The following is a 20,063-nucleotide window of genomic DNA, read 5'->3' on the forward strand; positions in this document are numbered from 1 at the left end:
AACGTTACTGATAATCTTCCTTGATCAACATAAATAGTCGGCCTTACTGTGGGACTATTTAGTAAACGCTTCGATGTGAAACGCCCAGCAACATTAAGAAAGAATTGATTACAATATCGTAAACGCTCAGTTTCTGCTAAGCGACCAAAAAAGTCAAGTGCTCATAAATATAAAAAGCCATAACAAATAGTTATGGCTTTCATCTAATTCGCCTTCATTCCATAAGAATTTAGCTCATTAAAAGTATCAAACTCATCATGAATCGAGTTATGCTTTTTTAGCGCACAACACCACGGCTGCTATTTTGTAAGGAATCAATAAGTAGCTGAATTTTTGGCTCTTTAGCCAATAGCTCACTATGTAAGACTTCCAACGCTTGTGCAGTGGTCAAACCTGATCTGAAAATCGTACGATACGCTTGACGTAATACATTAATGGTTTCTTTTGACCAACCTTTACGGCGCATACCCTCTATATTGAGTCCATGAGCCTTTGCTGGATTGCCAGACACCATCGTAAATGCAGCCACATCTTTTAGAATGAGGCTGGCTCCGCCAATCAAGCTATAGTCATCTACTGTACAAAACTGATGTATGCCTGAGTTGCCACCGATGATGGTATGGTCGCCGATAGTCACATGCCCTGCCACACCAACATTGTTAGCCAGTACGTTATGATCGCCAATGACACAATCGTGTGCGACATGGGTGTTTACCATCAGTAGATTATGACTACCGATTTTAGTCAGCTCGCCATCTTGCGCTGTACCGCGATGTAAGCTACAGGCTTCACGAATCGTATTATGATCGCCGATTTCAAGCCAAGTACGCTCACCTGCATATTTCAAATCTTGAGGATCTTCACCAATACTAGAAAATTGATAAAACTCATTGTGTTGACCAATACGAGTCAGCTTAGTCACAACGACATGTCTATGCAAAACCGTATGCGCACCAATTGATACTTCATCACCAACGATACAATAGGGCCCGATGATAGCAGTTTCGTCAATCTGCGCGGACGGTGAGATGAGTGCTGTAGGATGAATCTGACTCATAAGATGGGCCCTTGTATCATTTGATGCGAGTAAATAATAAGAAAGTATCGCTATTTCAGTGTTACTAACGAAGCTAATACCAGTTATGTTGTTGAGTTTACATATAGCTGTTTATTGCAGTGATAGTGAGCGAATTAATATCGCTCTTTGTACAGTATGGCTTATTAAAAACTTAAGCACCCTTCGTATTAGCAGGTTTTTGTTGCTCTTGACGTGCAATCATGATTTGCGCACTAGCAGCCAGTTCATCTTCGACATGAACAGTACAATCAAACTTATAGATACCATGTCTTTGCATCACGGTTTTTGCACGAATGATAAGCTGATCACCAGGAATCACACGGCGTTTAAAACGGACTTTATCCACACCTGCAAATAGATAGAGGTAACCGTCTTCTGCTGTCAGTCCTGCACTGATAAAACCGAGAACCCCTGACACCTGTGCCATTGACTCCACCATCAATACACCTGGCATAATCGGCTCGTCAGGAAAGTGACCGTTAAAAAACTCTTCATTAATAGTCACGTTCTTGATACCAGTAATACATTCACCTGGCGTACAAGCTACAATACGATCTACCAGCATAAAAGGATAACGATGCGGTAAGTAATGCTTAATCGTATGATACGTCAATGGTAGCGTAAGACCTTGCTCAGCCAAGCTTTTAACGTCTTCATCAGTTGGGATATCTATATTGTTATTGCTCATAATGACGCTTCCTTGCTGTGTTTTGAATATCTATCATTTGTTTGTGTTTGCATTAGTTACTGCCCAGCTGACGAAAACGTACAGCCGCACGTCGCCAATTAGCAGTTGGCATTGCAGCAGTACCAGATGAATATGAGCCAGCGGTTTTAATGGATTTGGTTACCATGGTCATGCCGGACAAAACAACATCGTCTGTAATCTCGATATGCCCTGTGATACCGACAGCGCCGCCTATTATACAGCGCTTCCCTATCGTAGTACTACCCGCAATGCCCGTTTGAGCAGCAATAGCAGTGCCGTCACCAATACGGACGTTATGGGCAACTTGTACCAAATTATCAATAATCACGTGATTACCAATAACAGTATCATCAATAGCGCCACGATCGATACACGTCTGGCTACCAACTCGTACATAATCACCAATAATGACACGGCCTAACTGGGCAATGCGCTCCCAACCTGTGTTACTAGGATCTTTAGTAGGAGCAAAACCAAATCCTTCAGATCCAATGCTTGCCCCTGCATGCAATCTAACGTGATTGCCAATGACACACTCAGGCCCGACAACAACTTGCGACTTAATGACACAATCGGTACCGATACTAGTATTGGCCTCAACCACGACATGAGCATCGAGTGAGCTACGCGCTCCTATTTGCACATTGTCACTAATCACACAAAAAGGGCCGATATTGACTTGCTCGCCAATAACAGCACTGTCTGCAATCACAGCACTAGGATGAATCCCATTAGATAAAGAATGACGTGCAAACAGCTGACTGGCACTGGCATAAGCCAGATATGGATTTGAGACGACTAGCGCTATCGCTGAGGTAGGCACTTGATCACGATATGCTTCCGTTACCAACACCGCACCTGCGTCACTGCTAGCCAAGCTAGAGATATAGTGAGGATCTGCCAAAAAGCTTAACTGCTGCTGACTGGCTGTCGTCAAACTACCGACGCTACTGAATGGTTGACACAATTGCTCAGTATCAATCTCAGCCTTATTAATAATAGGCTGACGCTGCTCAATTCGAGTAATGAGTTGCTCAATCGTTATCATAATGACTATTAATAAAATATGGTTATAAATGAAACGGTCGCCAAAATAACAATGCGTTTTGACGACCTACTAAGCTCTAATGATATTTCCATCTATTTGAGACAATCTCTAAAACTACTCAAATAGATGAGAATGATGTCATTAATTTAGAATGTATTACCAATCTGGAACTGGACTTTTTCAGTCTCATCGCCTTCTTTGTCACCAAATGGTACCGCGTAGCTAAGTGAGATTGGACCAATTGGCGTATACCAAGTGATACCGGCACCAGCACTGTAACGGAAGTCATTATCTTGAGTCAGCAATGGAACATCTGAGTCATTAAAAGTGCGATCTTCTTTATCAGACGTGTCAAAGACCTGACCACCTTCAGCAAACAATACTGGACGTACCTGATCTGCCCAATCGCCTTTAAACGGCATTGGTAAAATTAGTTCAGCACCAAACGTTGCTAGTGCATTACCACCAACCTCTTCTGCGGTAAAGGTTTGGTTGTCTGGATCATTGACCGCATCATAATAGACTTGTGATTTAGGTCCCAGAGTAGATGATTCATAGCCACGTACTGAGCCATAACCCCCAGCATAGAAGTTTTCATAGAACGGTAAATCATTACCATAACCAAGCTTAGTATAACCACGCGCGATCACGTCTTTATAAATAGGGTAATATATATTGCCGCTATAAGTTAGCTTCTGGTAATTGGCATCGCCAAGACCGATGGTTGCATCAATTGCATGGCTCATCCCTTTGGTAGGGAATACTGGACGGTCTAAAGTACTATAGTCCCAACCAAACAATAGGTTGTAAGTCTGATAGTCATTCTTGAAGCTAGCAACCCCATCAGTCTCAACTTCCGGCGTTTTTGTACCGCCTTCGTCTAGAATTTCCTGAACATTAGATATACCTAGGTAACGACCACCACGAACTTTTGTGTTGTCCACATTTAGACCGGCACTCAGGCGTTTGGTTTCATCAATAGGATAACTATAATTCAGCGTCGCACCATATGAATCGGTCACATAGTTACTAACGTTGTCGTCATCATATTTAGTTTTGCGATAATAACCACTGATACCTTGAGAAACACCGTTTTCTGTAAAGTACGGATCGGTATAACCTAGGCTATAAGAGTCGCGTGTTTCTGAACGAGAAAGCGCAGCCTTTACGCGGTTACCGGTACCCATAAAGTTGTTTTGGGTCAAATCCAACTGGAAAGTCACACCACCACTTTGTGAGTAACCGGCTGCAATCGTTGAGCTACCAGAAGGCTGCTCTTCAACCACATAGTTTACATCAACTTGATCTGGCTGGTTAGGTACGGGCTTAACGTCGACAGTGACATTTTTAAAAAAGCCAGTACGCATCAAACGCGTGCGTGACAGTTGAATTTTGTCATTGGACGATAGCGTACCTTCTAACTGACGCATTTCACGACGTAATACTTCGTCTTGCGTTTTAATATTACCCGTAAAGTTAATACGGCGAACGTAGATAGGACGTGCAGGGTCGATATAGTAATCAACATCGACCATTTTCGTATCGTCATTGATACGTGGTACTGGTCTGATTTGAGCTAGATAATAGCCTTCATTACCATAGCGTCTTTTAAGAGAAGCAGTGGTTTCGTCTAGTTTTGCTTGCGAGTACTTTTCATTAGATGCAAAGCTCACCAGCTCTTTTAGCTCACTATTCTCAAAGGTAGGTTTACCTAAAAAGTTCACTTCACCAAATTGATATTGCTCGCCTTCGCTTAGGCTAACTTCGATAAACACGCTACTCTTGTCTTCGCTGATGTTCAATACGGCATTATCAACTGAAAAACGCACATAACCATCGTTCTGATATAGTGCCTTTAAACTCTCTAGACTGGCAGCCAGTTTTTCTTGAGCATAACGATCAGACTTAGATAATAGACGCGTCCATGAAGATTCTTTTACCGCGAAAACATCTTTAATCTCTTCATCACTAAAGTGCTTATTACCAATAATGTTGATATCGACAACTTTAGCAGGCTTGCCTTCTACAAAGCGTACGTCAAGTTTTACGCGGTTGCCATCAAGTACCGTTTGATCTACTTCGATATTACTATTGTAGTAACCTTGGCTAATATATTGCTGTTGTAGCTCATTGGCCACGCCTTGCAAAGTAGACTGCTTGAGCACGTCACCAGCAGACAGTCCAGCATTCTTCAATCCCTGCTCAAGCCCTTCTTTTGGAATGAGCTTGTTACCTTCAAAGGTAACTTCAGCAATCGTTGGACGCTCAATGACGTCAAACCTTAGCTTGCCACCTTCGACACGGCTTTGAATATCAGCAAAGTTCTCAGTTGCATATAGCGCCTTAATACTGGCAGCTAAGCTACTATCATTCACCGTATCGCCTACCGTAACAGGTAAGACCGGATAGAGGCTATCAGGGGTTAGGCGTTGTAAGCCATTAAAACCGATGTCAGTTACTACAAATTCTGCAGCCTGTACTGGCATACTCATCATCGCTACAACTAACGGCAACCCAGCCGCGCTCATAATTAAAGGCGTACGCATAAACACTATCCGTCAATAAAAAAATTGCTTAAGTTAAGTTAAAAGGCACGTATTGTCTAACCCATGCGCATAAGTTTATAAACCCATGCAAGGGTAACTCAGAACACTTTATATAAATTGCATCACAAAATAAACTAAAAATTACGATTAGTACAGAGGCTGCGACACAGAGTAGCATGTATATCATAACAATAATCAGCCTATAATAGGCGTAAAACCATTAGTATATCGTGCTTTATAAGCCATACTACCCATCAGTTGATCAAAATAGCCGGCTGATGTCATTACCAATTGCTAACACCATGAAACCTGCCAGCAAGAGTAAACCGATATTTAGACCGACCATTTGCACACCTTCAGATAATGGCTTACCACGGATCAGCTCGATAAAATGATAGACAATATGTCCACCATCCAATACCGGAATTGGCAAAAGGTTTAATACAGCAAGACTCAAGCTAATCAGCGCCGCTGTCGATAATACCATTTGCCAACTGATATCAAAGCTTTGCTTGGCGACTTTAGCAATGGTAATTGGCCCTGATAAATTGTCTAAACCAATCATACCTGACAGCATTTTCCCCATCGAGCTTACAGTCATTACCGCGAGCTGCTCAGTCTTTTCAAACGACTTAACTAACGACTCACTAGGACCGTAGACCACGGTAGTCTTGTAATCGTCAGGAATCACAATCTCAGTCTGATCAACCATCGCACCAATCTGTCCGTAATCATTACCCAAGTTGTCTTTTTTACCTTGAGGCATAATCTGCAACTGTACAGACTTATCATCACGCAACACCGTAAAGTTCAATAGCGTTTCAGGATTATCACGGATGATACGTGTGGCAGTAATCCAATCTTCGATTGACTCATTATTAATAGCAGTAATGCGGTCGCCAACCTTTAGACCTTGGCGGCTAGCGGCACCATCGGGAGCCAAGCCGCCTACAATCGGCGCAATCTGCGGTTGCCATGGCAACATGCCAAAGCTGGTCAATGCGTCTTTACCTTGAGCCTCGCCTTGCATAAACTGCGTGACTGGTGCTTGATAGGTTTTAGTCGACTGATCGGTTTGGGCGTCTGACTGCAAGGTAATGCTGACATTATCCGTCTCACCCATACGTCCTGCAAGGCGATAGTTAATACCTTCCCATGTCTGCACATCATGTCCATCAATCGCCACAATCTTATCACCGACTGGCAGCTGTGCCATCGCAGCAGGCGTATCTGGTAGTACTTGTCCAATCTTAGTCGCCAACTGCTCAGATGGGGTCATAAATAGCACCCAAAATAGCGCGATAGCGATGACAAAATTCATGATAGGGCCAGCTGCAACGATAGCAATTTTCTTGAGCGGATGTTGCCGATTAAATGCAAGGTGCTGCTCATCTTTTGCGACATTACCTTCACGCTCATCTAGCATCTTTACATAGCCGCCAAGTGGCAATGCTGAGATACGATAGTCGATGCCGCTTTTTTTACTGGTCCAACCAAAAACTTTAGGACCAAAACCGATAGAGTACGTTAGCACTTTGACACCGCAAAGCCGCGCCACAATATAATGTCCCCACTCGTGTAAGGCAATAAGCGGGCCCAAGACAAATATGGCGGCAAGAAGTGTTAGTAAAAACGTCATGATTTTTTCTCAGTATTGTCTCTCAGCATTTTTATCAACATCTTCGCTAATATCGTTTAGCAATATCATGTATCAGCTAAGAGACGCTTGCTACGATTATGTCAGCTTTGCTACCAACTTATCAGTCAGATGGCGTGCAATCTTATCGATTGCCAATATGTCTTCTATGTCAGCGGTTTCGTTCAATGGTGGCAGCTGTATGTCATTTAAGGCTTGTTCGTTAATATCAGCAATATCCGTCAAACGTATTTTACCATCGAGGAACGCTGCTACTGCAATTTCGTTTGCCGCATTGAGCACAATTGTGGCTTGCGTCCCTGCTTGCATAGCTTGGCGAGCCAAACGCAAACAGGCAAATTTTTGTAGATCTGGCTCAATAAACTCCAAACCACTAAGTGCAAATAAATCTAATGGCTGCGAGCCACTATCAATCCGATCAGGGTAGCTAAGCGCGTGCGCAATGGGCGTTTTCATGTCTGGACTACCTAGCTGCGCCAAAAAACTCCCATCGCTATATTCTACCATTGAGTGAATGATACTTTGTGGATGAATGACCACATTTATCTTATCTTCAGGCAAATCAAATAAGTGACAGGCTTCTATCAGCTCAAGCCCTTTATTCATCATCGTCGCCGAATCGACAGATATTTTTTGACCCATTGACCAATTCGGGTGTTTGACCGCTTCTGCGACGCTTGCCTGCTGCATTTGCTCGAACGACTGCTGCAAAAAAGGCCCACCAGAGGCTGTTAACCATAGTTTGCGGACACCATGATTTGACTGATGGATTTGCGTATTATCTTGCTGAATAGCAAGTGGTAAGCATTGAAAAATAGCATTGTGTTCAGAATCGAGCGGCAGCAAAGTGGCTTTGTGCGTCTTGACCGCATCGATCATAACCTTACCTGCCATGACTAAGGCTTCTTTGTTGGCCAATAAAATACGTTTGCCTGCACGGGCTGCTGCTAATGTAGACGGCAACCCTGCCGCCCCTACAATCGCCGCTACCACCGTATCAGTCTGTGAGTCAGTGGCAATATCTACTAATCCTGCCTCGCCCCCTACGACCTCACTATCAATCCCTGCTGCTTTAAGCCTGTTAGCAAAATCATCCACGGCTGACATTGGCACACTGACGCGTTTCGGCAAAAACTGCTGACAGAGTGCAAATAGCTTATCTAAGCGATGATAGCCTGATAAAGCATAGACTTCATAAGTGTGCGGTTGCGCCGCTAATATTGCTAAGGTGCTATCGCCAATCGAGCCTGTCGCGCCTAGTACGGCGATGCGTTGCGTCATAACCATCAATGCCCATGATACTTAAAAATAATAAAAATAGAATATTGTCTGTTAACTATAAAACCACTGCTCTGATAACTTTGCTGGCTATAGCTATACTAATGTATCGTTCACACTTGGCTCACTTATATCAATATTACTGAGAATGAGCTACAGAACAGGTTTAAATAGAACAGTGCTGCTATATAAGCTTACACCACTATCAAACCAAACTGCTGTATCGCCCAAAAGCCAAGGGCAAATATCGGTGTAGCAGACAGCAGCGAATCGATACGATCAAGGATACCACCGTGACCTGGCAAGATAGTGCCTGAATCTTTTACATCAGCACGACGTTTGAGCATCGACTCGAACAAGTCTCCAAGTACAGAGGCAAGAATAGTGATGGCCGATAACGCTACAAATGCGATTAACGGTACACCGGTCAGCTGTAATTTAAAGACGCTAATGGCTACCACAACTAACAGCCCTGTGACGAGGCCACCAGCCAACCCTTCCATGCTCTTGTTGGGTGAGACATTGGGTGCCATTTTTCGGCGACCAAGTTTGCGTCCAACGAAATATGCGCCACTATCTGCACACCATACTAATAAGAACACATACAGCAGCCACCACGCAGATAACTGCCAGAGATAGAACATCGCCGTGATAGATGCCGTCAAAATAACCGCGCCCATCATTGCCAGCTGGTTGCCGTACCATCTCGTCTGTGTTGGGAAGACTCGAACCCAAGACAGCGCCATCAGCCATATAATGAGTGACGCCACCCACCAAAACAACCAAGTTACCTTGAACATCAGTGAGAATATAGTAAGCGCTAAAATCAATAGAACGAATACCACAGGCTGGCGCCATTTAGGCATCAATTTAGCCCACTCATGAGCGGCGATAATGACCCCAATGGCCAACAGTGGTGCAAATAAAATAGGCGTTTGGCTCGCAAACATTGCAATACCAACGATAATAACGAGAACAATTGCCGTCTTAATTCGTTGCCACATACTTATCGAGCCTTATAATAATGAAGAACAGATGGTCAAAAAATGCATTATAGCAGCTAACTAACGATGGCCTAGTGATAGCATTCAATGCTCATTCAAGCCGTTTATCATTGCATAAACCAACCCTATTGACCAGTTATACAATACTAACTGAACTGAGCCGACTAAACTTATCTATCAGCTCACTGCTCAGTGACCTTGCTGCTCTATCACTACTTGCTCGCTGGTTTTGCCAAAGCGGCGTTGACGTTTTGCAAACTCTGCGATCATCGAAGCTAGCTCTTCTGCTGCAAAGTTCGGCCATAATGTGGGAGTGAAAAACAGCTCAGCATAAGCAGACTGCCACAATAAAAAATTAGAAATACGATACTCGCCGCCCGTACGTACCAGCATATCTACTGCTGGCGTATCGGCTAATTGTACGTAGTTACCTAACAGCTCTTCGCTGACATCTTCAGGTTTTAATTCGCCAGCTTGCACTTGCTGAGCCAGCTGTTGTGCTGCATTTGCAATATCCCACTGCCCACCGTAACTAATCGCAATCACCAGCGTCATCGCATCAAACTCTGCCGTCTTTTCTTCTGCGTCAGCCATTAGCGTTTGTAATGACTCACTAAGTTGACTACGGTCACCGATGAAACGCAAGCGAATACGATACTCATTCATGCGCGGCATTTGCTCATGAATCGTCGATGTGAGTAGCTGCATCAACAATGCTACCTCACTAGGCGGTCTCTGCCAATTTTCGCTAGAAAACGCAAATACGGTCAGCACTTCAATGCCTGTATTGACACAATACTCGACGATAGGATCGAGCGCATCTTTGCCAGCCACATGTCCTTGACCGTGGCCCAAATCATTAGCCTTACCATAGCGATTATTACCATCCATAATGATGGCGATATGACGAGGAAGAATAGCGGGCGCCAAAACGGCTGAAGTGGACATAGGCGAACTTGCTTATTGTTGAGGTAAAATAATAATAACGTGTGCAACAGCGATTAAAAAGCGCCATTTATATAATTCACTAACTTATCACAATTGCATTGTTAGTTTTTAGCGTTCAGAATTCGATGAATCCAGTTCAATCAACCACACCTTTGGCTTGCTTTAGATATGGCTTTATATAGTTAATTCAGTTTAAAAGAGAAACAGAGCAACCGAGTGCAGATGTAACTGTGATATTTCAAGCGAGGTTAACGCTGTCACTCTTTTAGAAAGGATTGACTATATCAGTCTACACAATAATAAACAGCCAATAGCTATAAAGTATTGGCTGCTCAATGACAGATAATCTACCGAACTATTTCTTGCTCTCAATACCAAATATATCAGTATTAAACTTCCATCAAATCGCTTTCTTTCTTACTCAAGCGAGCATCGATTGTTTCGATATATTTGTCAGTGATTTTTTGAATATCATCACTAGCGCGGCGCTCATCGTCTTCTGAGATTTCTTTTTCTTTTGCCAAATCTTTGATGTCATTCATCATGTCACGGCGAATATTACGGATAGAAACACGGCTGCTCTCAGCTTCACCACGTGCAAGTTTTTGCATATCGCGACGAGTATCTTCTGTTAATGCTGGCATCGGCACACGAATAACATCAGCAGACATTGGGTTTAGACCCAAATCTGCTTCACGAATGGCCTTATCTACTGCTTGTACCATTGTACGGTCAAACGGTTGAACCAGTAAGGTACGTGAGTCTTCGACGTTGACGCTTGCCACTTGGTTCAATGGTGTATCAGAACCGTAGTAGCTAACCATCACACCTGACAACATGCCTGGATGCGCACGACCAGTACGAACTTTACTGAAAGTGCTTTCAAGCGCTTCCAACGTTTTTTGCATGCGTGCTTCGCCGTCTTGCTTAATCTCTTTAATCATTGTTTATCCTTATTTATCGTTACCGACAAATCTTTTATTTGCTATTGGGATATTAATTATTTATTGCTAATCGTTAGCTATTTACTGACGTTAGTTGCCAGTATCGCATCAATTAATGAAAAACTCGTGTGCCTTCATTTTCACCCATGATGACATTCAATAATGCATTGGGCTTTGTCATATCAAACACTTGCAGCGGTACGTTGTGCTCACGGCACAATGCGATAGCCGTTAAATCCATGACGCCTAGCTTTTGCTCTAACACTTCGTCAAAAGTCAGACCGTCATACTTGACTGCATCGTCATGTAGACTTGGGTCTTTGTCATAAACGCCATCGACCTTAGTCGCTTTTAAAATCAAACCAGCTTCGATCTCGATACCGCGCAAACAAGCAGCAGTGTCAGTGGTAAAGAATGGGTTACCCGTACCTGCAACAAAGATACAAACTTCGCCGTTTTTGAGATAACGAATGGCATTACGACTGCTATAGCTTTCGGTGACTTCACCAATCGGTAACGCTGACATCAAGCGCGTTTTGATATTGCGACGCTCAAGCGCATCACGCATTGCCAGTCCGTTCATAACGGTCGCTAGCATGCCCATCTGATCACCAGTCACACGGCCAACGAGACCTTCTTTTTGTAACTGTGCACCGCGATATAAATTACCACCACCGACTACGATACCCACTTGGACACCAAGTCCACGCAAGTGAGCGATAGACAAGCTCATTTTATCAAGCACTTCGGTATCAATACCCATGTCTTTACTACCAGCTAAGGCTTCACCGGAGAGTTTCAGCAAGATACGAGCGTAACGCGGGTTTTTGTCAGACATGAGGTCACCTTGTTATCATGAAATTATAAAGAAAATTATCGGTAAAATACAAATCGAGTTTGCCCACAACGCCACACTTACAGCTAAGCGTATTAAAAAGGCTAAATTGCGCTAATTGTAGCAAAAACTGCCCGCCATTGGGCAATTTTCACTCGCATATCTTATTGGATATCTAGCCTTGATAACTGGCGAATAGATCGTATTCGCTAGCATCATCGATAGTCACGGTTAAGAACTGCCCTACTTTAACTTGAGCGTTGATGTCATCAACATAGACATGACCATCAATTTCAGGTGCATCAGCATAACTACGGCAGATAGCAATATTTTCATCGCTATCAATTTCATCGACCAATACCGTTAAGGTTTTGCCGACTTTTTCTTGTAGCTTTTGCGCTGAAATATCTTGCTGTAGCGCCATTAAACGCTCATAGCGAGACTGCTTGACGTCTTCAGGCACATGATCAGGCAAGTCATTAGCAACTGCGCCTTCTACTTCTGAATAAGTAAATGCGCCCACGCGATCGAGGCGTGCTTCAACCAGCCAATCAAGCAAGCACTGAAAATCTTCTTCTGTCTCGCCAGGGAAGCCAACCACAAAGGTTGAACGAATCACGATATCAGGACAGATATCACGCCACGCTTTGATACGGGCCAAGGTGTTTTCGCTATGCGCAGGACGTTTCATCGCTTTTAGGATACGATGACTGGCATGCTGGAACGGAATGTCCAGATAAGGAAGCAGTTTCTTCTCACCCATCAACTCAACGACTTTGTCTACGTGTGGATACGGATAGACATAATGCAGGCGTACCCAAATGCCCAAATCGTTCAATGCTTGGCATAAGTCATAAAACTTAGACTTGAGCGGCATGCCATTCCAAAAACTGGTCTTATACTTTAGGTCAAGGCCATATGCCGAAGTATCTTGCGAGATGATAAGTAATTCTTTCACGCCAGCTTTTTTGAGTGCCAGTGCTTCGTTCATCACATTATCAATCGGGCGCGATACCAAATCACCGCGCAAGCTTGGAATAATGCAGAACGTACAACGGTGATTACAGCCTTCTGATATTTTTAGATAAGCATAATGGCTTGGGGTCAGTTTGATACCCGCTTCATTAATCAAATCTATTTTTGGATCATAGTTAGCGTCCTGACTACGATTTGGCTTAGGCACATGCTGCGCCACTGCCGTAATTACTTCGTCATAGGCATGCGCGCCCGTCACTGCTAGTACGGCCGGATGCATCTCACGGATTTTGTCTGCTTCTTTACCTAAGCAACCAGTAACAATCACTTTACCGTTTTTGCTAATGGCCTCGCCGATCGCATCAAGGGACTCTTGTACCGCTGATTCAATAAAGCCGCAAGTGTTTACCACGACTAAGTCAGCACCGTCATAATCACTGGCTACTTGATAGCCGTCACGGCTTAGCTCAGTGATAATACGCTCACTATCCACCAATGCTTTTGGACAACCTAGTGACACAAAACCAATCTTTGGCGCTGCACTAACTGGCATCGTAGCAGTGGCGTTGGCAGTCGTAACATCGCTGCTTTGGGCTACACTACGGTTTTGGTTGTGGTTGGCTTTGTGATGGTAAGGCTGTTTAGTATCTGTTTGACTGGCATCTGCCTGACTCTGCGCTTGTACTATGGTAGGCGCGGCAGGATTGAAGATAGTGGCAGTGTCTTTTACGGCAGATAGAGGAGCTGTTGCTGTCGTATTCACTGACTCGGTAGAAGTTTTGGACATGGCTGACCTTGCTAGAGATAAATTGGCTGAGCGCATTGTACGTTTTTTTTGCAAAAATCACCAGTTTTGCCGCTCTATAGTCTTGATTTGTGGTTAAATATTATCTCAAGCATCTGACTTTTTTGGGCCCTACTGATGAACGCTGATTTTATAACCGCCAAAACAACCCCTGACCTCGCATTTATATCTCAGCATTTATTCACCGCTATTTTATGGGTCAACGATGAGCTATCAATCACGCGGTTGAATGCTCAAGCCGAGCAGCTACTTGCCATTAGTAGCGGCAGATTAATCAATCAATCCATCTTGACACTGCTAGCACCTGATGAATTAAAGACTAAAGATACGGTATCTATAGATAATGATAGTAATGATACAAATGAAAATGAGTCTTCAAGCGAGCCAGCTTACTCTTTGACCGAGCGCTTTGTGCAAGCGCAAAACTATCAGCAGCCTTTTATCGACCATGATCACATTATCAAAACACCGCTAAATGGTAATTTATCATTGTCAGTCGACTATAGCGTCACGCCTGTCATCTATGAACAGCAGCCTTATTTTATTATCGAGATGTGGGGCAAAGATCGTCAAAGTCGTATCTCTGAGGAGCAGCGCCAACAACAGCAGTATACAGTGGCCCGTCATATGCTACGCTCGGTGGCGCACGAAATAAAAAACCCTCTTGCTGGTATTCGCGGGGCAGCCCAGCTGTTGCAACGGCAATTCATTAAATTCAGCGACGCATCTACTACTAGCACCTCTAGCGCTGATAATGCTTTGACAACCACCAACGCTGACACGCAGCATGATTTGCAAAAAATGAATCAAAAGCTGCGCAACTATACGGACATTATTATTTCAGAAACTGATCGATTGACCCATCTTATTGGGCAGCTTCTGGGTTCCAATCAACTACCAAACTGGCAAACGCTTAATATCCATGAGCCCCTAGAGCATGTCTTAACCTTAGTGACCAATCAGTATCCACAGGTAGTGTTACAGCGGGATTATGATTTATCATTGCCAGAGTTGTGCGCAGATAAGGATCAGCTGATTCAAGTGTTTTTAAACCTCATTAATAATGCTTGTGAATCGATGACTGAGTTCGAACAAACGCTGCAACAGAATAAAATCTCAGAGTCTCAAGAATCACCACAATCTGTCATACAAACTGAGGGCAATTCTGATTATCAACCGACATTGCATATTCAAACGCGGGTTGCTTTTCAGCATACAATCGTCGGACAGCAGCACAAGCAAGTGATGCAAATTACTATTACTGATAATGGCTCAGGTATTGATCCAGCCTTGATTGGTCAAATATTTTTCCCAATGGTCACTAGCCGTGCAGCCGGTACAGGTCTTGGATTATCCATCGTCCAAGATATTATCAGTCATCATCATGGTATGATTGATGTGAGCTCGACAAAAGAGCAAGAGGATAAGCAAACCCGATTTACGCTATACCTGCCATTTACTCAACCCATCACTGAGACATAAAACAAATTATGAATTTATGAATTAAAGGCTGCTAAGTTTCATAACGCTCAACTCCCAATCCCCAACTTACCATCAATAATTGCTGATTAGGCCCAATACATGACTGAATATAGCGACGACCTCCAACCTAAAAGCGATGATCAATCAACACAATCACAAATAGTAACTGTGAATAATGCACCCAGCGACCACCCTGCAACATTGTGGTTAATCGATGACGATGCAGCCCTACGTATGGTGTTGGCCGACACGTTTGAAGATGCTGGATTGACCGTTATCAGTTTTACCCAAGCACAAGCAGCATGGACTCGCCTTAACGATGTGTTAAAACAGCAAGAGTCAGCCGAGCAATTACCAGACGTCATACTAACCGATATTCGTATGCCAATGATGGATGGATTGTCTTTTAGCGACTGGGTCCATCAGCACTTCCCTAAAATGCCAATCGTAATTATGACGGCACACTCAGACCTAACCTCTGCTATCAATAGCTATCAGACAGGGGCTTTTGAATACTTGCCCAAGCCTTTTGACTTAGATGACGCGGTTGCAACGATTTATAAAGCCATCAATTATCAGCCCAACTTAGAAACAACAACTGTTTCCCTTTTAGATGAATCCAATACCAATACAACGTCTGACACTTCCACCGAAGACCTGATGAAATCTAAAGCAGCACCTGCCAGTAAGACAACCAAAGACAATAAGAACAAAGGTGCCGTCGAAGGCAAAAGTAACGGGAACCCTAGCGGCATCATTGGACAGTCACCAGCCATGCAAACGGTGTTTCGTGCTATTGGCAGACTGGCTCAATCCCCCATTTCCGTCTTAATCACTGGCGAGTCTGGAACAGGTAAAGAGTTGGTAGCCAGTGCTCTACATCAGCACTCCCCGCGTAAGCAACAACCATTTATTGCACTTAATATGGCAGCCATACCGCATGACTTGATCGAGTCTGAGCTATTTGGTCACGAAAAAGGTGCGTTTACTGGTGCAACGACGATGCGTCAAGGCCGTTTTGAGCAAGCAGACGGTGGTACTCTATTTTTAGATGAAATCGGTGACATGCCTTTTAGCACTCAGACAAGGCTGTTACGCGTACTGGCCAATGGTGAATTTTATCGTGTTGGTGGTCAGCAGCCAATCAAGGTCGATGTACGTATCATCGCAGCCACCCACCAAAACTTAGAAGAGCTGGTAAAACAAAGCCGATTCCGCGAAGACTTATTTTATCGCCTCAATGTCATTCGATTACCCCTACCGCCACTACGTACACGTCCTGAAGACATTCCTGCATTAGCCCTCTATTTTATGCAATCTGCTGCAGAACAAATGAGTACCTCTCCAAAACATTTACATCCTGCTGCATTACAGATTATGCAAACGTTTGACTGGCGCGGTAATGTGCGTCAATTAGAAAACGTCTGTTTATGGCTCACGGTCATGGCTACTGGTGACACTGTGATGGCGACAGACTTGCCACCAGAGCTACTTGAAAACATCTCACCTAATACGGTGCTTTATGAAGAGCACGGCCCAACAGAGGAAGACGCTCAAGAGCATTTGGCACAAAATGGCAATGTGTTAAATGGTAGATCATTAAATGGCAGTGCGTTAAACAGTCATCAAAGTAGCCAGTTGCCTAAAAACCAAAGTTGGCAGCAAGCATTGGCTGATTGGGCTGAGCAGTCGTTAAGCACGGGGGAAACTGATATTTTGCAAACAGCAACCCCTGAGTTTGAGCGTGTTTTATTAACAGCAGCACTCAATCATAGCGGCGGCAAAAAGATAGAAGCCGCGAGCTTACTTGGTTGGGGACGCAATACTCTGACGCGCAAATTGCAGCAGTTGGATATCTCTGCCCCGAGAGTACCAACTAAAGAGTAAATAAACGCATAAAACACGATAATAAATTATTATTGATATCAATTACTTAAAATTAATATCGAAAATAAATGATAAATAATTAAAAATAATTGCAAATAGGGGTTGCCAAACAATTAAAACTCTATATAATAGCCAACCACTGAGACGCACTACCGAATCAGTTAACTGTCTAGATAGCGTTTGAGTTTAACCGCTTTTGATGATAGAGTAACGAAAATGGGGCTGTGGCGGAATTGGTAGACGCACCAGATTTAGGTTCTGGCGCCGCAAGGTGTGAGAGTTCGAGTCTCTCCAGCCCCACCATTTTCGGATAGTGAATAAATTGTCTCAAACCTATACTAAACCTGCCTTCGGGCAGGTTTTTTTATTGCCTAAAATTTGATAAATAAAAACCGCGTCAATTTCTGACACGGTTTTGACGCAGTAGCTTGGTTCCCTCACTGATGAGGGTACCAAGTCAATCACTATAATCTAGCTTCATCATCTCTTTGCTCATGCGCTCGGTATTTATCCATTTAGCATAGATAGTTTTGAATGTCTGTATATCGTGGCCCATTTGATAAGCGGCTGCTGAAGGTTCAATCATTGAATTAAGCATCGTTGTTGCATAAGTATGGCGACAATTATATGCCGGTCGTACTCGCATATCAGTACCAGACAGCGCATCAGCAAACTTTTCAGACAGTTTTTGATCGCGCGTCCATGCCTCATCAGTATGTAAACTGATAAAAACACGCGTCTGGTGGCCTGTGAGCTGTTTTAATCTGAGCAAAACATCTTTGGCCACGTCGTTTATGTGGATATTACGCATGTGATAGGTCTTAGTTGCGTGGCTAACCTTGCCACCAGTCAGTGTTTTGCTGATTTTGACCGTGTTATGTGACCAATCCACATCATGCCAATCAATGGCCAATGTCTCACTGGGACGACATCCTGTCCAAAACTGCCATTTATAGTACAAATACCAGATTTCTTTTTTACCAGTCCAGTTAGATTTCATCCAGTCTAATATCGCAGCACGCTCAGCTGGGAGAAATGGATCAGGATCATCACGCTGCACTTTCTTATTACGTATGCGCTTAGTCGGCATATCATCTATTTCGCCATCCAAAAACGCAAGGTCAAACACCCCACGCAATGGTATAAGTGCATCGTTATAGGTACGCGGTGCATTAAAACTAATAGAGTTCAGCGCACTGCGCACCATTGCTGCATTAATATCAGCAATGGGCACAGCCGCAAAAAAAGGCATCCAATGCTTAGTTAGGATGCCTTTATACTTTCGTCTGGTACCAGTGTTGTCACTGCTAAGATTGTCTAAATATGTTTGTGCATAGTCTGCAAATAGCGCCCTATTATCATCTATTATATTAGTCTTTACATTGCACGCTGCGTCAACATCGGCTTGCGTCAGCGTGCCCCACTTTGCTGCATCTTTTAAGTAAGCTCGTAATTTACCCGCTTCGCTGATGCCTTTCGGCGTTGGCGGCTGCGGGATAGTGACGTATTTACGCGTCCCACTGATTGGGATATTAATTTGGACGCTGTCGCCTCGTACTCGGACGCCCGTTGGATACTTTGTTGGTCCAGCCACTGATTCCACCCCCGCAGGCTAAAATATAACTTGTTATCAATCTTTTGCCACACCACACCTTCAGGCCATTTATCTTTAGCGATGTATAGACGTGTGTGCGGTAGACCGATAAGTTTAGCAAATTGGGGGAGAGTTACCCAGTCTAAAGGCACATTTGATTTGATAATTTCAATAACGTCCATCTTAGTCACTCCCTTTATTCAACTCAATCGATACTAGCCAAATCACTGTGACAATCAACATTCCCAGTAAGATAGCAGTGCCGGTGATTACTAAAAGCTGTTCATTATCAGTCAACATCACCGCCCCCTTTTCTCAAATACGCTTTGGCAGTCTACACAGAGCGTAACCCCACCCACTGATTGGCGTTTAGCAGGTATATCTTCACCACATTCCAAGCATTCAGCCAGTGACGGCTTGTCAAACTTTGGCGCTCGACTCAGATACTGAGTCATTGTTAAATCAACATAGTCGTTTGCGCGATCAGCATCATCAGCCATAATTATTTCCCATTAAGCCATATTAAAAGAAACACTTGCTTCAACATCAAACTCAGTTTTGCAGTCGCGACAAGTAGCTGTTACTACCTCTCGATCCTCAACTGAATCTTGGCAGGTATAACCACCACCACATTCTGGACAATTAGCATCTCCCATCATTTACCCCATCTTCTCAACAGTCGCATTGATGGCCGTGTAGGTTGACCCAGTGCGATATTCAATTTTATTGCCACGGTCAGCCAAGCGACATGCTCGGCCCACCAGGTGACGCCCTTCCCCACACGCGCCGACAATCTCCCAGCTGTGCATGTTTACATCAAGCCATTGCAAGCCATAATTATTGTTTGCAAACGTGACTCGTTTAATCTGCTTTGACATTACTGCTCTCACTTTCTTTAATGATGTTGCCAGACCACTCATGGATCTCTTTCAAGCGTTCTAATCCAAATTTTTTGATGATGTAATAATCATCGCGTTTTGGGTCTCTTTGGTTTTGACGCTGCAGCTTTATAAATAATTCGTTGTCTAGAACGAATAGATGCGCACGGCGACTAAGTGATAATGTTTTACTCATCGCGGCTTAACTCCTTAAACTTAAGCTGAATTTCGAATTGCAACTCACACTCCCAACCAGATAAAGCCTGTTTGACCTCCTCCGAGCCTAAAGACTCATAATTACAGTCAAAATCAGCTTTACTTATCTGCTTAATAGCAAAACTTTGCACTTCCATATCAAAGTTATGCTCTAGAACGCGAATACGATCTTCCATCAC

18 protein-coding genes and 1 tRNA gene are annotated in these 20,063 nt (G+C 43.7%); 3 read left to right on the forward strand and 16 right to left on the reverse strand.

All coding sequences use genetic code 11. From position 1 onward, the window contains the following. Window positions 1-277 precede the first annotated feature (277 nt). From lpxA to rimO, 11 genes are all read right to left on the reverse strand, one after another. Entirely contained in the window at window positions 278-1,057 is a 780-nt protein-coding gene (gene lpxA, locus JMX63_RS04140) for an acyl-ACP--UDP-N-acetylglucosamine O-acyltransferase (RefSeq protein ID WP_201571145.1), read from the reverse strand. Window positions 1,058-1,229: 172 nt separating this feature from the next. After that, window positions 1,230-1,766 carry a 3-hydroxyacyl-ACP dehydratase FabZ gene (fabZ, locus tag JMX63_RS04145; RefSeq protein WP_057759133.1) on the reverse strand — a complete coding sequence of 179 codons (537 nt, stop codon included), beginning with the start codon at window positions 1,764-1,766 and terminating at the stop codon, window positions 1,230-1,232. Window positions 1,767-1,818: 52 nt separating this feature from the next. Beyond that, on the reverse strand, window positions 1,819-2,835 hold the full coding sequence (gene lpxD / locus JMX63_RS04150) for a UDP-3-O-(3-hydroxymyristoyl)glucosamine N-acyltransferase (RefSeq protein ID WP_201571147.1): 1,017 nt from the start codon (window positions 2,833-2,835) through the stop codon (window positions 1,819-1,821). 146 nt (window positions 2,836-2,981) lie between these two features. Beyond that, entirely contained in the window at window positions 2,982-5,381 is a 2,400-nt protein-coding gene (gene bamA / locus JMX63_RS04155) for an outer membrane protein assembly factor BamA (RefSeq protein WP_201571149.1), read from the reverse strand. 262 nt (window positions 5,382-5,643) lie between these two features. After that, entirely contained in the window at window positions 5,644-7,020 is a 1,377-nt protein-coding gene (rseP, locus tag JMX63_RS04160) for an RIP metalloprotease RseP (RefSeq protein ID WP_057759128.1), read from the reverse strand. Window positions 7,021-7,116: 96 nt separating this feature from the next. Beyond that, a complete protein-coding gene (ispC, locus tag JMX63_RS04165; protein WP_201571151.1) occupies window positions 7,117-8,325 on the reverse strand; it encodes a 1-deoxy-D-xylulose-5-phosphate reductoisomerase in 1,209 nt (402 codons plus the stop codon). Between the two features lie 185 nt (window positions 8,326-8,510). Beyond that, on the reverse strand, window positions 8,511-9,320 hold the full coding sequence (locus tag JMX63_RS04170; RefSeq protein ID WP_160021660.1) for a phosphatidate cytidylyltransferase: 810 nt from the start codon (window positions 9,318-9,320) through the stop codon (window positions 8,511-8,513). Window positions 9,321-9,509: 189 nt separating this feature from the next. Next, window positions 9,510-10,268, reverse strand: coding sequence for a polyprenyl diphosphate synthase (uppS, locus tag JMX63_RS04175; RefSeq protein WP_201555858.1), 759 nt, complete (start codon window positions 10,266-10,268; stop codon window positions 9,510-9,512). 389 nt (window positions 10,269-10,657) lie between these two features. Continuing rightward, window positions 10,658-11,212 carry a ribosome recycling factor gene (gene frr, locus JMX63_RS04180; RefSeq protein ID WP_057759123.1) on the reverse strand — a complete coding sequence of 185 codons (555 nt, stop codon included), beginning with the start codon at window positions 11,210-11,212 and terminating at the stop codon, window positions 10,658-10,660. A gap of 112 nt (window positions 11,213-11,324) precedes the next feature. Beyond that, on the reverse strand, window positions 11,325-12,050 hold the full coding sequence (gene pyrH, locus JMX63_RS04185) for a UMP kinase (RefSeq protein ID WP_057759121.1): 726 nt from the start codon (window positions 12,048-12,050) through the stop codon (window positions 11,325-11,327). Window positions 12,051-12,222: 172 nt separating this feature from the next. After that, window positions 12,223-13,809: a 30S ribosomal protein S12 methylthiotransferase RimO gene (gene rimO / locus JMX63_RS04190; protein WP_201555859.1), complete on the reverse strand. Its 1,587-nt coding sequence runs from the start codon at window positions 13,807-13,809 to the stop codon at window positions 12,223-12,225. A gap of 135 nt (window positions 13,810-13,944) precedes the next feature. On the opposite strand from rimO, the gene JMX63_RS04195 reads away from it, so the two are divergent. The 3 genes from JMX63_RS04195 (at window position 13,945) to JMX63_RS04205 (ending at window position 17,499) form a co-directional block, all read left to right on the forward strand. Further along, a complete protein-coding gene (locus JMX63_RS04195; RefSeq protein WP_201555861.1) occupies window positions 13,945-15,309 on the forward strand; it encodes a two-component system sensor histidine kinase NtrB in 1,365 nt (454 codons plus the stop codon). A gap of 99 nt (window positions 15,310-15,408) precedes the next feature. Next, the gene (locus JMX63_RS04200) at window positions 15,409-17,196 is read left to right on the forward strand and encodes a sigma 54-interacting transcriptional regulator (RefSeq protein WP_201571153.1); all 1,788 of its coding nucleotides are present in this window, start codon (window positions 15,409-15,411) and stop codon (window positions 17,194-17,196) included. Between the two features lie 218 nt (window positions 17,197-17,414). After that, window positions 17,415-17,499: transfer RNA gene (locus JMX63_RS04205), tRNA-Leu, on the forward strand. A gap of 154 nt (window positions 17,500-17,653) precedes the next feature. On the opposite strand, the gene JMX63_RS04210 is transcribed toward JMX63_RS04205, so the two are convergent. The 5 genes from JMX63_RS04210 to JMX63_RS04230 all read right to left on the reverse strand — a co-directional run bounded on the left by JMX63_RS04210 (window position 17,654) and on the right by JMX63_RS04230 (window position 20,060). After that, complete coding sequence (locus JMX63_RS04210) at window positions 17,654-18,790, reverse strand: site-specific integrase (RefSeq protein WP_201571157.1); 1,137 nt, start codon at window positions 18,788-18,790, stop codon at window positions 17,654-17,656. A gap of 299 nt (window positions 18,791-19,089) precedes the next feature. Further along, window positions 19,090-19,290: a TraR/DksA family transcriptional regulator gene (locus tag JMX63_RS04215; RefSeq protein ID WP_102094395.1), complete on the reverse strand. Its 201-nt coding sequence runs from the start codon at window positions 19,288-19,290 to the stop codon at window positions 19,090-19,092. Between the two features lie 12 nt (window positions 19,291-19,302). After that, complete coding sequence (locus tag JMX63_RS04220) at window positions 19,303-19,449, reverse strand: hypothetical protein (protein ID WP_201571158.1); 147 nt, start codon at window positions 19,447-19,449, stop codon at window positions 19,303-19,305. A gap of 202 nt (window positions 19,450-19,651) precedes the next feature. After that, complete coding sequence (locus JMX63_RS04225) at window positions 19,652-19,864, reverse strand: hypothetical protein (RefSeq protein ID WP_201571159.1); 213 nt, start codon at window positions 19,862-19,864, stop codon at window positions 19,652-19,654. After that, window positions 19,857-20,060, reverse strand: coding sequence for a hypothetical protein (locus tag JMX63_RS04230; RefSeq protein WP_201571161.1), 204 nt, complete (start codon window positions 20,058-20,060; stop codon window positions 19,857-19,859). The genes JMX63_RS04225 and JMX63_RS04230 overlap by 8 nt, the downstream gene beginning before the upstream one ends. Between the last annotated feature and the right edge of the window lie 3 nt (window positions 20,061-20,063).

Source organism: Psychrobacter nivimaris (assembly GCF_904846365.1).
In the GTDB taxonomy this organism is placed as follows: domain Bacteria; phylum Pseudomonadota; class Gammaproteobacteria; order Pseudomonadales; family Moraxellaceae; genus Psychrobacter; species Psychrobacter nivimaris_B.